The sequence below is a fragment of the Pseudomonas sp. HMWF006 genome, from assembly GCF_003061205.1.
GTDB lineage: Bacteria > Pseudomonadota > Gammaproteobacteria > Pseudomonadales > Pseudomonadaceae > Aquipseudomonas > Aquipseudomonas monsensis.
The window spans coordinates 1-13,637 of sequence record NZ_QAIU01000558.1; the positions used below are offsets into that span (position 1 = coordinate 1).

15 protein-coding genes are annotated in these 13,637 nt (G+C 58.5%); 9 read left to right on the forward strand and 6 right to left on the reverse strand.

Annotated features, from left to right (window positions below; all coding sequences use genetic code 11):
• Positions 1-65 precede the first annotated feature (65 nt).
• The gene (gene tyrS / locus DBR24_RS25210; protein WP_128616101.1) at positions 66-1,265 is read right to left on the reverse strand and encodes a tyrosine--tRNA ligase; all 1,200 of its coding nucleotides are present in this window, start codon (positions 1,263-1,265) and stop codon (positions 66-68) included.
• Between the two features lie 212 nt (positions 1,266-1,477).
• Here tyrS and DBR24_RS25220 point away from each other — a divergent pair, with 212 nt between their 5' ends.
• Positions 1,478-2,902, forward strand: a complete 1,425-nt coding sequence (locus DBR24_RS25220) for a peptidoglycan DD-metalloendopeptidase family protein (RefSeq protein WP_128616085.1) — start codon at positions 1,478-1,480, stop codon at positions 2,900-2,902.
• 3 nt (positions 2,903-2,905) lie between these two features.
• Complete coding sequence (locus DBR24_RS25225) at positions 2,906-3,997, forward strand: anhydro-N-acetylmuramic acid kinase (protein ID WP_128616086.1); 1,092 nt, start codon at positions 2,906-2,908, stop codon at positions 3,995-3,997.
• 75 nt (positions 3,998-4,072) lie between these two features.
• Here the strand turns inward: DBR24_RS25225 and erpA are convergent, their stop codons facing one another.
• The gene (gene erpA, locus DBR24_RS25230) at positions 4,073-4,423 is read right to left on the reverse strand and encodes an iron-sulfur cluster insertion protein ErpA (protein WP_003228776.1); all 351 of its coding nucleotides are present in this window, start codon (positions 4,421-4,423) and stop codon (positions 4,073-4,075) included.
• Between the two features lie 168 nt (positions 4,424-4,591).
• Positions 4,592-5,626, reverse strand: a complete 1,035-nt coding sequence (gene argC / locus DBR24_RS25235) for an N-acetyl-gamma-glutamyl-phosphate reductase (RefSeq protein ID WP_123469215.1) — start codon at positions 5,624-5,626, stop codon at positions 4,592-4,594.
• A gap of 134 nt (positions 5,627-5,760) precedes the next feature.
• Between argC and hemJ the strand changes: the two genes are divergently transcribed.
• The 6 genes from hemJ to coq7 all read left to right on the forward strand — a co-directional run bounded on the left by hemJ (position 5,761) and on the right by coq7 (position 10,344).
• Complete coding sequence (hemJ, locus tag DBR24_RS25240) at positions 5,761-6,189, forward strand: protoporphyrinogen oxidase HemJ (RefSeq protein WP_053124346.1); 429 nt, start codon at positions 5,761-5,763, stop codon at positions 6,187-6,189.
• A gap of 33 nt (positions 6,190-6,222) precedes the next feature.
• Entirely contained in the window at positions 6,223-7,194 is a 972-nt protein-coding gene (locus DBR24_RS25245; protein WP_128616087.1) for a nitronate monooxygenase family protein, read from the forward strand.
• A gap of 75 nt (positions 7,195-7,269) precedes the next feature.
• A complete protein-coding gene (locus tag DBR24_RS25250; protein WP_128616088.1) occupies positions 7,270-8,217 on the forward strand; it encodes a DUF805 domain-containing protein in 948 nt (315 codons plus the stop codon).
• A gap of 61 nt (positions 8,218-8,278) precedes the next feature.
• Positions 8,279-9,067, forward strand: a complete 789-nt coding sequence (locus DBR24_RS25255) for an SDR family oxidoreductase (RefSeq protein ID WP_128616089.1) — start codon at positions 8,279-8,281, stop codon at positions 9,065-9,067.
• Between the two features lie 80 nt (positions 9,068-9,147).
• Entirely contained in the window at positions 9,148-9,486 is a 339-nt protein-coding gene (locus DBR24_RS25260; protein ID WP_003228789.1) for a histidine triad nucleotide-binding protein, read from the forward strand.
• A gap of 210 nt (positions 9,487-9,696) precedes the next feature.
• Entirely contained in the window at positions 9,697-10,344 is a 648-nt protein-coding gene (gene coq7 / locus DBR24_RS25265) for a 2-polyprenyl-3-methyl-6-methoxy-1,4-benzoquinone monooxygenase (protein ID WP_123469224.1), read from the forward strand.
• 116 nt (positions 10,345-10,460) lie between these two features.
• Here coq7 and speD read toward each other — a convergent pair whose 3' ends face one another.
• On the reverse strand, positions 10,461-11,255 hold the full coding sequence (gene speD / locus DBR24_RS25270) for an adenosylmethionine decarboxylase (protein WP_128616090.1): 795 nt from the start codon (positions 11,253-11,255) through the stop codon (positions 10,461-10,463).
• A 238-nt stretch (positions 11,256-11,493) separates the two neighbouring features.
• Positions 11,494-11,916: an OsmC family protein gene (locus DBR24_RS25275; RefSeq protein ID WP_123469228.1), complete on the reverse strand. Its 423-nt coding sequence runs from the start codon at positions 11,914-11,916 to the stop codon at positions 11,494-11,496.
• 237 nt (positions 11,917-12,153) lie between these two features.
• Here DBR24_RS25275 and crp point away from each other — a divergent pair, with 237 nt between their 5' ends.
• Positions 12,154-12,798: a cAMP-activated global transcriptional regulator CRP gene (crp, locus tag DBR24_RS25280; protein WP_008088598.1), complete on the forward strand. Its 645-nt coding sequence runs from the start codon at positions 12,154-12,156 to the stop codon at positions 12,796-12,798.
• 10 nt (positions 12,799-12,808) lie between these two features.
• On the opposite strand, the gene DBR24_RS25285 is transcribed toward crp, so the two are convergent.
• Positions 12,809-13,507, reverse strand: coding sequence for a lipoate--protein ligase family protein (locus tag DBR24_RS25285; RefSeq protein ID WP_128616091.1), 699 nt, complete (start codon positions 13,505-13,507; stop codon positions 12,809-12,811).
• Between the last annotated feature and the right edge of the window lie 130 nt (positions 13,508-13,637).

Below are 13,637 nucleotides of genomic sequence, written 5' to 3' on the forward strand. Positions count from 1 at the left end.
GACTGCGCCGGAAGTGGGGCGAATTATAGACTTCTAGAATTCGCCGTCAATCCCTAATTTCAATTTTATTCAGATTTCAGCGTAATACGTGCAAATGCCTTCTTTCCGGCCTGGCAAACGTGCGTAGCGCCCAGTACATATATAAAGGAGCGATCAACCACTTCACCATCTACACGCACCCCACCCGACGACAACAAATCACGCGCCGCTGCCGAGTTCTTCACCAGGCCCGCCTTATTAAGGACAGCCGCGATCGGCATGTCCTCAGTAGACGCAAGCTCGATTTCAGGCAAATCATCCGGCAGTTCGCCATCCTTCATACGGTTGCCCGCGGCGCGGTGAGCATTGGCCGCAGCTTCTTCACCATGGAAACGCGCCACGATCTCTTCGGCCAACTTGATTTTTACATCGCGCGGATTGGCGCCTGCCTCGACATCGGCACGCAACGCATTGATCTCATCCATCGAGCGGAAACTGAGCAGCTCGAAGTAGCGCCACATCAGCGCATCCGGAATCGACACCAACTTGCTGTACATGACGCCCGGTGCTTCCTGAATGCCGACGTAGTTGCCCAACGACTTGGACATCTTCTTCACGCCATCCAGACCTTCAAGCAACGGCATGGTCAGAATGCACTGAGCCTCCTGACCATACCCACGCTGTAGCTCACGCCCCATCAACAAGTTGAACTTCTGGTCGGTACCGCCCAGCTCGACATCGGCACGCAGAGCAACCGAGTCGTAACCCTGCACCAGCGGATAGAGGAATTCGTGAATAGCGATTGGCTGATTGGTGGTGTAGCGCTTGTCGCAGTCATCGCGCTCAAGCATCCGCGCAACAGTGTACTGCGACGTCAGCCGAATGAAGTCTGCTGGCCCCATCTGGTCCATCCAGGTGGAGTTGAACGCGACTTCGGTTTTCGCCGGATCGAGAATCTTGAACACCTGAGTCTTGTAAGTCTCGGCGTTTTCCAGAACCTGCTCGCGAGTCAGCGGAGGGCGCGTGGCGCTCTTTCCACTCGGGTCACCGATCATTCCGGTGAAGTCACCTATAAGGAAGATCACCTGATGCCCCAGCTCCTGGAACTGGCGCAGCTTATTAATAAGCACGGTATGACCCAAGTGCAGATCCGGCGCTGTCGGATCGAAACCAGCCTTGATACGCAGCGGTTGGCCGCGCTTGAGCTTCTCGATCAGCTCGGACTCGACCAATAGTTCTTCCGCACCACGTTTAATCAGCGCTAGCTGCTCTTCAACCGACTTCATAACAGACCCGCAAGGCTCAGATTCAAAGGGAACCAACCATACAAGATCGCGCACCAATTACAAGTTTTGCCCGGCGCACGGACACCAATCCACAGACAGACTGTCTGTAGACTTGCTTCAGAGATGATTTGGTTATATTTTATACAGTTATTTCATCTTCATCATGTCATTCATCTTTTCCAATTCATCTTTTTTCAAAGTCAAAATTACTTATGACCACAGAACCGTCTAAAGCGCCACCGCTTTACCCGAAGACCCACCTGCTCGCAGCAAGTGGTATCGCCGCCCTTCTCAGCCTGGCACTCCTGGTATTCCCTTCCAGTGATGTTGAAGCCAAAAAGACGACCCTGAGCCTTGAACTGGAAAGTCCTGCTGAACAACTGACACAAGATCAAGACGCTGCTGACGCGGTTCAAGCCACAAATGAGCCAGTAGCCTCGCCGTTTGCCCAGATCGAAAACTCTGACGAATCCGCCTCGGAAACCGCTGAAGCCGCGCCAGAGCCAGCCAAGGTCGCCGAAAAACCAAAAGCTCCCGGCCATCGGGAAGTCGTCGTGTCGAAGGGCGACACCCTGTCCACGCTGTTCGAAAAGGTCGGCCTTCCGGCTGCCGCAGTGCACGAGGTACTCGCCAGCGACAAGCAAGCCAAGCAGTTCAGTCAGTTGAAACACGGCCAGAAGCTGGAGTTTGAACTGACGCCTGAAGGCCAGTTGGCCAGCCTGCACAGCAAGGTCAGCGACGTCGAAACCATTTCCCTGACCAAGAACGACAAGGGTTATGCGTTTAACCGGGTCACCGCAAAACCTACGGTTCGCACCGCTTATGTACACGGTGTCATCAACAGCTCGCTGTCGCAGTCCGCCGCCCGTGCAGGCCTCTCCCACAGCCTGACCATGGATATGGCCAGCGTCTTCGGCTACGACGTCGACTTCGCTCAGGACATCCGCCAGGGCGACGAATTCGACGTCATCTACGAGCAGAAAGTGGTCAACGGCAAGGCAGTCGGAACCGGTCCCATCCTGTCTGCACGCTTCACCAACCGCGGTAAAACCTACACCGCCGTGCGTTACACCAACAAACAAGGCAACAGCAGTTACTACACCGCCGATGGCAACAGCATGCGCAAGGCGTTCATCCGCACGCCGGTGGACTTCGCCCGCATCAGCTCAAAGTTTTCCATGGGCCGCAAACATCCGATCCTCAACAAGATCCGCGCCCATAAAGGCGTCGATTACGCCGCTCCGCGCGGTACGCCAATCAAGGCTGCCGGTGACGGAAAAGTGTTGTTGGCCGGTCGCCGTGGTGGCTATGGCAATACCGTGATCATCCAGCACGGCAATACCTACCGCACGCTGTACGGCCACATGCAAGGTTTCGCCAAAGGCGTGAAAACCGGCGGTACCGTCAAGCAGGGCCAAGTGATCGGTTACATCGGCACCACGGGCCTGTCCACCGGGCCGCACCTGCACTATGAATTCCAGGTCAATGGCGTACACGTCGATCCACTGGGCCAGAAGCTGCCGATGGCCGACCCGATCGCCAAGTCCGAACGCGCCCGTTTCCTGGCGCAGAGCCAGCCACTGATGGCGCGCATGGATCAGGAAAAGGCCACCATGCTGGCCTCGAGCAAGCGCTAAGTCATGGCCCTGTATATCGGCGTGATGTCCGGAACCAGTCTCGACGGGCTGGACATCGCCCTGATCGAGCAAACCTCGGCGATCAAACTGATCGCCACCCACTACATTCCCATGCCCGACTCCCTGCGCACTGAGCTCTTGAGCTTGTGCGCCAGCGGCCCCGACGAGATCGCCCGCTCGGCGATTACTCAGCAACACTGGGTGAAACTCGCCGCGCAAGGTATTCACACCCTCCTTGAACAACAGCAACTCAAACCGCAAGCCATTCGCGCCATCGGCAGCCACGGGCAGACCATTCGCCATGAGCCGGCACGTGGCTTTACCGTGCAGATTGGCAACCCGGCCCTGCTGACTGAATTGTCCGGTATCACCGTTGTCAGCGACTTCCGTAGCCGCGACGTCGCAGCCGGCGGCCAGGGCGCACCGCTGGTGCCGGCCTTTCATGAGGCGTTGTTCGAAGAGCGTAGCGGTAACCAGGCCGTCTTGAATGTCGGCGGTTTCAGTAATCTCAGCCTGATTGAGGCGAGCAAGCCGGTAGCCGGTTTCGACTGTGGCCCGGGAAATGTGCTGATGGACGCCTGGATTCATCAGCAACGGGGTGAAAACTACGATCGCAACGGCCAATGGGCAGCCACTGGCCGCGTCGAACCGGCCCTGCTGAAAGCTCTGCTCAGTGACCCGTTCTTTATTACCAAAGGCCCGAAAAGCACCGGCCGGGAAGTGTTCAACCTGCCTTGGCTGGAGCGACACCTCTCGAAACTGCCGACCTTCGCCGCAGAGAACGTCCAGGCCACGCTGCTCGAATTGACGGCGCTGAGCATCGTCGAATCGCTGCAGAGCGCTCAATCGGATACGCAAGAGTTGTTGGTTTGCGGCGGCGGCGCACACAATGCCACGCTGATGAAACGCCTGGCGGATCTACTGCCGAATGCAATCGTCGCCAGCACTGCCAGCCACGGCGTCGATCCAGATTGGGTCGAAGCCATGGCCTTCGCCTGGCTGGCCCATTGCTGCCTCGAAGGCATAGCCGCCAACCGCCCGAGTGTTACCGGCGCAAAAGGCCTGCGCGTACTCGGTGCGATCTACCCTAACTAAGCAAAACGCAGACAACAAAAAACGCCGCAGAACCGTAAGGCTCTGTGGCGTTTTGTTGTGTGTAGCGCAGTGCGATCAGATCGAGAATGAAGAACCGCAACCACAGGTCGTGGTGGCGTTCGGGTTCTTGATCACGAAGCGCGAACCTTCCAGACCTTCCTGGTAGTCGACTTCGGCACCGGCCAGGTACTGGAAGCTCATCGGATCAACCACCAGGCTCACGCCTTCGCGCTCGACGATGGTGTCGTCCTCGGCCACATCTTCATCGAAGGTGAAACCGTACTGAAACCCTGAACAACCGCCGCCCGTAACGAATACGCGCAGCTTCAAGCGATCATTCCCCTCTTCATCGACCAGGCTCTTCACCTTGTGCGCAGCACCTTGGGTGAATTGCAAAGCCGTGGGGGTGAAGGATTCGACGCTCATGCTGACTATCTCCCGGCGTTACGCCGCCATAATGCGTGATGACGCGCATTATCCGCTTGTCCTAGAAAATCGGTCAACTATTGTTACGGTATATCAATAAACCCGACCAACTGCCCAGAATGCAAAAAGGCCCGTTTGACGGGCCTTTTTGCTGTGCGGCTTAACGTGTTACGGCAGCATGCCGGCGTGGGACAAACCGAAACGCTCGTCCAGCCCGAACAGGATGTTCATGTTCTGCACTGCCTGACCCGACGCACCTTTGACCAGATTGTCGATCACCGACAACACCACCACCAGGTCGCCATCCTGCGGACGATGCACCGCAATGCGGCAGACGTTGGCGCCGCGCACACTACGGGTTTCCGGATGGCTGCCGGCCGGCATCACATCGACGAACGGCTCGTTGGCATAACGCTTTTCAAACAGCGCCTGCAGATCCACCGAGCGATCAACAACAGTCGCGTAGAGCGTGGAGTGAATGCCACGGATCATCGGGGTCAGGTGCGGCACGAAGGTCAGACCGACGTCTTTACCGGCGGCGCGGCGCAGGCCCTGACGAATTTCCGGCAGGTGACGGTGACCTTTCACCGCATAGGCTTTCATGCTTTCCGACGTCTCGGAGTACAAAGAGCCTACAGCGGCGCCACGACCGGCACCGCTGACGCCGGACTTGCAGTCAGCGATCAGACGCGAAGCGTCAGCCAGACCGGCTTCAAGCAACGGCAGGAAACCCAGCTGCGTAGCGGTCGGGTAGCAACCCGGCACCGCGATCAGACGGGCTTTCTTGATCTGCTCGCGATTGACTTCCGGCAGCCCGTAGACGGCTTCGTCGAGCAGCGCCGGCGCGCCGTGCGGCTGGCCGTACCACTTGGCCCATTCATCGGCGTCCTGCAGACGGAAGTCTGCGGACAGGTCGATCACCTTGGTGCCCGCGGCCAGCAATTCACCGGCCAATGCATGCGCGACTCCGTGCGGCGTCGCGAAGAACACCACGTCACACGCACCCAGCGTCTTGATGTCCGGCACACTGAACGCCAGACCGTCATAGTGGCCGCGCAGGTTCGGGTACATATCAGCCACGGCCAGACCGGCCTCGGATCGGGAAGTGATCACAACCACTTCTGCCTGCGGATGCTGCGCCAACAGACGCAGCAGTTCGACACCGGTGTAACCCGTGCCGCCGACGATACCGACCTTGACCATAACCTGCCCTCAAAGAACCCACTGGAAAGCCGTCGATAATAGGGGCCGCGCGCCCCTGCGACAACCGTCAAGGTGACGTGCGGACGCTCAAGCCTCTACTATCCGGGCTACCGTGAACCTGGGAATAACCAAAAATGCTCTATCTATGGATCAAAGCGTTTCATATCGTCAGCGTCGTGTGCTGGTTTGCCGGGCTGTTCTACTTGCCGCGGCTGTTCGTTTATCACGCGCAAAGCGAAGACACGATCAGCAAAGAACGCTTCAGCGTCATGGAACGCAAGCTGTATCGCGGCATCATGGGCCCGGCGATGATCGCCACGCTGATCTTCGGCGGCTGGCTGATTTACCTGAACCCGAGCATTTTCAGCATGGGTGGCTGGATTCACGCCAAACTGACTCTGGTCGTGTTGCTGATCGGCTACCACCACATGTGCGGCGCTCAGGTAAAACGTTTTGCCCGTGGCGAGAACACCCGCAGCCATGTCTTTTATCGCTGGTTCAATGAAGTGCCGGTTCTGATATTGCTGGCTATCGTAATTCTGGTCGTGGTCAAGCCGTTCTAACTTCAACAAGTACAGATCCTTGGGGTGTTCATAATGTCGCTGCCCGCTCTGCTCGAACAACGTCTGCGCCTGCCTGTAGTGGCAGCGCCGATGTTCCTGATTTCCAACCCGGAGCTGGTGCTCGCCTGCTGCCGCAATGGCGTGGTCGGCAGTTTTCCGGCGCTGAACCAGCGTGAAAGCAGCGGGTTCAAAGCCTGGCTGGAACAGATCGAAGCGGGGCTGGCGACCCTGGATAATCCGGCTCCTTATGCAGTGAACCTGATCGTCCACAACAGCAACCCGCGCTTGCAGGCGGATCTGAACATTTGCGTCGAGCACAAGGTGCCGATCGTCATCACCAGCCTTGGCGCGGTGAAGGAACTGGTTGATGCAGTGCACAGCTACGGTGGCCTGGTGTTTCATGACGTGACCACCCGCCGCCATGCCGAAAAGGCGGCCGAGGCCGGTGTCGACGGTTTGATTGCGGTGGCGGCTGGCGCCGGGGGCCACGCCGGCACCTGGAGTCCGTTTGCGCTGATCGCCGAAATCCGCCAGCTCTTCGATAAAACGTTGTTGCTGGCAGGTTGTCTGAACCACGGCCACGAGATTCTGGCCGCTCAGTTGCTGGGCGCGGATTTGGCCTACCTCGGTACGCGATTTATCGGCACCACCGAAAGTCATGCACCTGACGCCTACAAGGACATGCTGCTGACTGCCAAAGCGGCGGACATCATCCATACTCCCGCCGTGTCGGGGGTTCCGGCGAGCTTCATGCGCCAGAGCCTGGAAGCCGCCGGTTTCGATCTGGCTGCGCTGCAAGGCAAGGGCGAAGTTAATTTCGGCGACAAGCTCAAGCCGCTCAACGATGAAGCCAAAGCCTGGAAAACCGTATGGTCTGCGGGTCAGGGCGTTGGCGACATCAGTGATCTGCCGAGCGTTGATCAACTGATCGCGCGCCTCGATGCTGAATACCGTCAGGCCCAGGGACGCACGACCCAGTTGGCGAAACACTGGCCACGTGGGTAAAAATCCGGCCAGCCTCAGGGACTGGCCTTACACTGATGACCTTTTCAAACCATTCGCGACAAGGATGCCTCGGTAATGAGCGACCCCCGTTACAAGATCGTTTTCGACGGTGCTCTGCAGCCCGGTGTCGATATCACCACGGCCAAGCTCAATCTGGCCAACCTGTTCAAAAGCGACGTGGCCGCCATCGAACGCCTGTTCAATGGCCGCACCGTGGCACTCAAGCGCGATTTGTCGCACAACGACGCGCAAGCTTATCTGCAGGCGCTGAGTAAGACCGGGATCGACGCACGAATCGAAGCCGAAACGGCGATCGAGCTTAATCTGTCGGACGTGCAGGATCACGCCCCTGCCGTCGCAGAGCCGGATTCACCCTATGCACCGCCCCGCGCCAGCGTCGGGGAAAACCTGCCGGCGTTCGCCACACTCAAACCCTTCAGCGTCGAAGGGCGGATCGGACGGCTGCGCTACCTCGCCTGGTCGATGGTGCTGAGCCTGGTGACGCTGCCAATCGTCAGCGTGTTCGCCCTGATCGGTCTGGGCCTGGTGAGTACTGACTCGACCACCGGCCTGATCATCGGTGGCATCTTCGCCTTCTTCCTGTTCCTGGCGTTCATGATTGTCGGCATCCTGTTCAGCGTTCAGCGTCTGCACGATATCGGCTGGTCAGGCTGGCTATGGCTACTGACCCTTGTACCGTTCGTGGGCAGCTTCTTCCCGCTGGTGATCATGGTCATGCCGGGCAACACCCACGCCAATCGCTATGGGCCGCCGCCGCCGAACACCACGGCCGTCAAAGTGCTGTGCTCTCTGTGGATCGTCTTTATCGGCTTGTTTTTCGTGGGTGGCATGCTGGGCGGCATCTCGGCCATCCAGCAGGAATACGAAACCACTCTGGAAAGCAGCTACGAAAGTGGCTCGGTGACCACCGACGAGGTCGACGTGGAGGTCGAGCCGGCGGCGAATTCCGTTGACGATGCAGCCGAAGCGGCGCAGGCCCCTGTAGACTCTGCGAAAGAATGAACAGCGCTCCCCGCCGTGACACCCGCGTCGCCGGCGCGGAGCTGTTGCGATGGAGAATTGCATGACCCGTTACGCACTGATCACTGGCGCCTCCAGCGGCATCGGTCTGGCCATGGCCGAAGCGCTGGCCCGGCGCGGCCGCAGCCTGATCCTGGTGGCCCGACAGCGTGATCAGCTGGAAAGTATCGCGATCGAACTGACCCAACGGTTTGGCGTGGAGGTTTTATTCCGTGCCTGCGACCTCGGCGAGCCTTTACGCCTGTCCGGTTTCCTGCTGGAGCTGGAAGAAGGCGACCGGCAGATCGACTTGTTGGTCAACTGCGCCGGCATCGGTACCTGCGGCCCGTTTCTGGCCCAGGACTGGATGACCGAGCAGGATCTGATCGAAGTGAACATCCTCGCCCTCACCCGCTTGTGTCACGCCATCGGCAACAGCATGGCCCTGCAGGGTGGCGGGCAGATTCTCAATGTCGCCTCGGTGGCGGCGTTCAATCCCGGTCCGTGGATGAGCACCTACTACGCCAGCAAAGCGTACGTACTGCACTTCTCCGAAGCGCTGCGGGTTGAACTCAAACAGAGCGCGGTCAAGGTGTCAGTCCTTTGTCCCGGACCGACCCGCACCGGGTTCTTCCGCACCGCACAGCTCAACGACGACAAACTCAAGAACAGCAAGCTGCTGATGAGCCCCGAGGAAGTCGCGCTGTACACCGTGCGCGCACTGGAGAAAAACCGCGCAATCATCATTCCCGGACGGCGCAACCGCTGGTTCGCCTTCCTGCCGCGCCTTGGTTCGCGTTGGCTCAACCGCACCATCGTCGGCATGGTCAACAAGGCTTACTGCCCGCGCTGAACGGTCCTACGGCAAAACACTGGGCGTGGTCATTTCCCATGAGTACACTCAGGCCAGCCCCCACAACGGAGAAAACAGCAGTGGATACTCTGTTCACCAAGATCATCAACCGGGAGATTCCGGCCAAGATCATCTACGAGGACGACCAGGTTCTGGCGTTCCACGACATCGCCCCTCAGGCACCGGTGCATTTTCTGGTGATCCCGAAGAAACCGGTGCGCACCCTCAATGACCTGACCGAAGACGACAAGGCACTGGCCGGACACATTCTGTTCACTGCCCAGCGCCTGGCCCTGGAGCTGGGCTGCGAGGAAGGCTTCCGGGTGGTGATGAACTGCAATGAAAAGGGTGGGCAGACTGTCTATCACATCCATATGCATGTGCTCGGTCAGCGCCAGATGAACTGGCCGCCGGGCTGATTCACCGGACATCCCGTGGAAGCGGGCCTGCTCGCGAAAGCGGAGTATCTGCCATGAATATTTTGCATGTACCGACGTCTTCGCAAGCAAGCCCGCTCCCACTCAAAGCATGAACGCACAAATCCCGTACCGTACGGCAAATGACCCAGCGCAAACGTTCCCCGGCCGATTCGGTTAAACTGGCCGCCGAGATTCTTCCCGGAGGTCAGCATGACTACCCAACGTCACTACTCGCCAATTGACCGTCTGCTGCTACAAGCCGATGCCGCGATGCGCACCCTGCTGCCCTTCAGTGGCCAGCCGTACCGTCCGTCGCCAGCAATTCTGCAGCCGGACACGCAAATGAGCGATGAAGACACGCGCCATGTCGCGGGCCTGATGCGCATCAACCATACCGGTGAAGTCTGTGCCCAGGCGCTGTATCAGGGGCAGGCGCTGACCGCCAAGTTGCCCCAGGTGCGCGAAGCCATGGAACATGCGGCCGAAGAAGAGATTGATCATCTGGTGTGGTGCGAACAGCGCCTTCACCAGTTGGGCAGTCATACCAGCGTGCTCAATCCATTGTTTTATGGCATGTCGTTCGGGATTGGTGCCGTGGCCGGGTTGATCAGCGACAAGGTCAGCCTCGGGTTCGTCGCGGCGACCGAGCATCAGGTGTGCAAGCATTTGAACGAGCACCTGGAACAGTTGCCGGCCGAGGATGAAAAGTCCCGGGCGATTCTGGAGCAGATGCGCATCGACGAAGAACATCATGCGGAGAGTGCCCTGGATGCGGGTGGTTTCCGTTTTCCGGCGCCGGTGAAGTTCGGGATGAGTCTGTTGGCCAAGGTGATGACCAAGAGCACTTATCGGATCTGATAGCCCGGGTGCGTTAGGGCCTCATCGCTGGCAGGCCTGCTCCCACAGGGCCCGGTATTTTGGCAATAAAAAAGGCGACTACCGCAAAGTAGTCGCCTTTTTTGTGCCCGAAGATCTTACGCTGACATGTTGCGCGCGTAGAAGATCTCCAGCATTTCGTGTTTCACCCGGTCGGTCACCTGAGCACGCTGTTCAGAGGACAGGTTACTGGTGGCGTCGCCGAACAGGTAATTGTCCAGTTCGAAGTCCTTCAGCAGCATTTTGGTGTGGAACAGGTTTTCCTGATACACGTTCACGTCGGTCATCTGGTAAGCGTCGCGGGTGTCTTCGGACAGGTAGTTCTGGATTGAATTGATCTCGTGGTCGATGAAGTGCTTGTTGCCTTCAACATCACGGGTGAAGCCGCGCACACGATAATCCACGGTGACGATGTCCGAATCGAAGTGGTGAATGAGAAAGTTGAGCGCCTTGAGCGGTGAAATCACACCACACGTCGACACGTCGATGTCCACACGGAACGTCGCAATACCGTCGTCCGGATGGATTTCCGGGTAGGTGTGCACCGTAATGTGGCTCTTGTCGAGGTGGGCAAGGATGATTTCGGGCAAGGGGCCCGGAGACTCTTCGATCTGACTTTCGGTCGGGGTCACTGGTTCTTCAGAAATCAGAATCGTGACACTGGCGCCCTGAGGCTCGTAGTCCTGACTGGCAATGTTCAGGATGTTGGCACCAATGATCTCGACAACTTCCGTGAGAATCTGCGTCAGGCGTTTCGCGTTGTACTCTTGATTGATGTACTCGACGTAGGCCTGCTGGTCTTGCGGGGTTTCCGCATAACAGATGTCATAGATGTTGAAGCTCAAGGTCTTGGTCAGGTTATTGAACCCGTGGAGCTTGAGTTTGCTTTTCACCGTTGGAAACTCTCTGTGCTTGCGGCGCAGCCGCGTGATCAAGCATGCCCGTCAAATGCGAACAACGCACTTGCGTAGGACGGTTAACACCTCTTCACGATGGCGATTCTGGTTATATGTACAGGCGGATGACCCGTCGGCTGACCGGTCACTGCCCTGAAAAAAGTGGCGCATCATGCAGACGTCAGCGGGGGGATCGCCAGAGTCTGCACTGCTTTTATGATAGTTGAGTGTCGGTTCAACCGAGTTCGACGATTTCGTACTCGTGGGTAATGTCCACGCCCGCAGCGCCGAGCATGATCGAGGCCGAGCAGTACTTTTCCGCAGACAGCTCGACGGCGCGTTTGACCTGGGCTTCTTTCAAGCCCCGGCCCTTGACCACGAACTTCATGTGGATCTTGGTGAACACCTTCGGATCTTCGGTCGCACGCTCGGCATCGAGAAAGGCTTCACAGCTTTCAACGGCCTGACGGGATTTCTTCAGAATGCTGACCACGTCGAAGTTGCTGCAACCGCCAACACCCAGCAGGAGCATTTCCATCGGCCGAACCCCCAGATTGCGACCACCGGCGTCCGGCGGACCGTCCATCACCACGACATGACCGCTACCGGATTCGCCGAGGAACATGGCTTCGCCAGCCCATTGGATGCGTGCCTTCATCGCCAAGACTCCACTGTAAAAAAAGGGTCGCCAGCTTAGCACAGGGATTCATTCTGACAGTGGGCGCCGATCGTGGGACGCATGCGTCTACGGCGTAGGTAATTTCTCGAATTTTCGACGAAGTGTCTGGTAAGCTGGCGCCAATTCGCTGGCGCCAATTGTCAGCCTGTGTAGCGACCGCCTTCAGCGCCTCATAAAAAATCAAACATCACCGTGCAGTCTTTTCGGGATACAACCATGGTTGCTATTACCCCCACACCCAAAATCAAGAACCTCGACAAGCTGTTGATGCATTGCCAGCGCCGTCGCCATGCGGCCAAGAGCAATATCATTTGTGCGGGTGATCGCTCGGACACGCTGTATTTCATTATCAAGGGCTCGGTGACGATCCTGATCGAGGATGACGACGGCCGCGAGATGATCATCGCCTACCTGAACGCCGGAGACTTCTTCGGTGAACTGGGCCTGTTCGAACAGGCGGGCCAGGAACAGGAGCGCAGTGCCTGGGTGCGGGCGAAGGTCGAATGCGAAACGGCCGAAATCAGTTACGCCAAGTTTCGCGAACTGTCGCAACAGGATCCGGACATTCTTTACGTCCTCAGCGGACAAATCGCACAACGTCTGCGCAACACCACGCGTAAGGTCGGCGACCTGGCGTTCTTCGACGTCACCGGTCGTGTGGCCCGCTGCCTGCTGGAGCTGTGCAAGCAACCGGACGCCATGACTCACCCGGACGGCATGCAGATCAAGGTGACCCGTCAGGAAATCGGGCGGATTGTCGGGTGTTCGCGGGAGATGGTCGGTCGCGTGCTCAAGGATCTTGAAGAACGCAACCTGGTCGATGTGAAAGGCAAGACCATGGTGGTCTTCGGTACCCGCTAAGCGCGCAACGTCAGGCGCTGTAGACCTGCGCCAGCATCAGACGAAACAGCTCATCAAGACGCGCCAATGCATTTGGCGCGGCGAACTTCTCGTGCAGGGCAATGTGGCTTTCAGCCCGCACCCGCTGCTCCAGACCGCAGGCTTCATTGAAGCGATTGACGGCCGCCGCCATCGACTCGCGCTCGTTATCCATCAGCATCGCACCGTGTACCAGACCGACCGGGCGTTGTCCGCCCTGACTCTGGCGCCAGCGCTGAGCCGTGCCGACCATCTTGCGCCCATCGAGATTGACGTTGAAACGACCGTCGCAGAACGCGCCGTCGATTTCCCCCAGGGACGACGTGCCCCCCAATTCGTCCAGTAACTCACAGATCGGATCGCAGAGGCGGCGGTAGCCGGTTTCGATCCGGTTCAGATCCCCTTCGCTGCGCGGCGGTGCGTAGACCAGTGCGATGTTGAGGGTTGCGGCAGATTGCGGAACGGGCTCACCGCCGGTCTCACGCAACAAGACGGGCCAGCCGGCAGCGGCGGAGACTGCACAGGCGTGATCGAAACCCGGCAGACGGTTGAGGCGGCGCGGCATGACCAGCGCGCGATCGCCAGGCCGCCAGAACAACAGGCCGAATTCGGCGTCGCCGGCGCAGACCGAAGCCAACAAGTCTTGTTCGGCTTGCAGGCCGGCTTCGATGGTGAGGGAGGTCGGGATCATAAGGTTTCCGTAGGACGTTCAGTCTGAGGTGAATCTTATGCCGTCATCGCGAGCAGGCTCGCTTCTACAGGGGGAACGCATTCCAAGTGTAGGAGTAAGCCTGCACGCGATGGCGTCTACTCGGACTGAC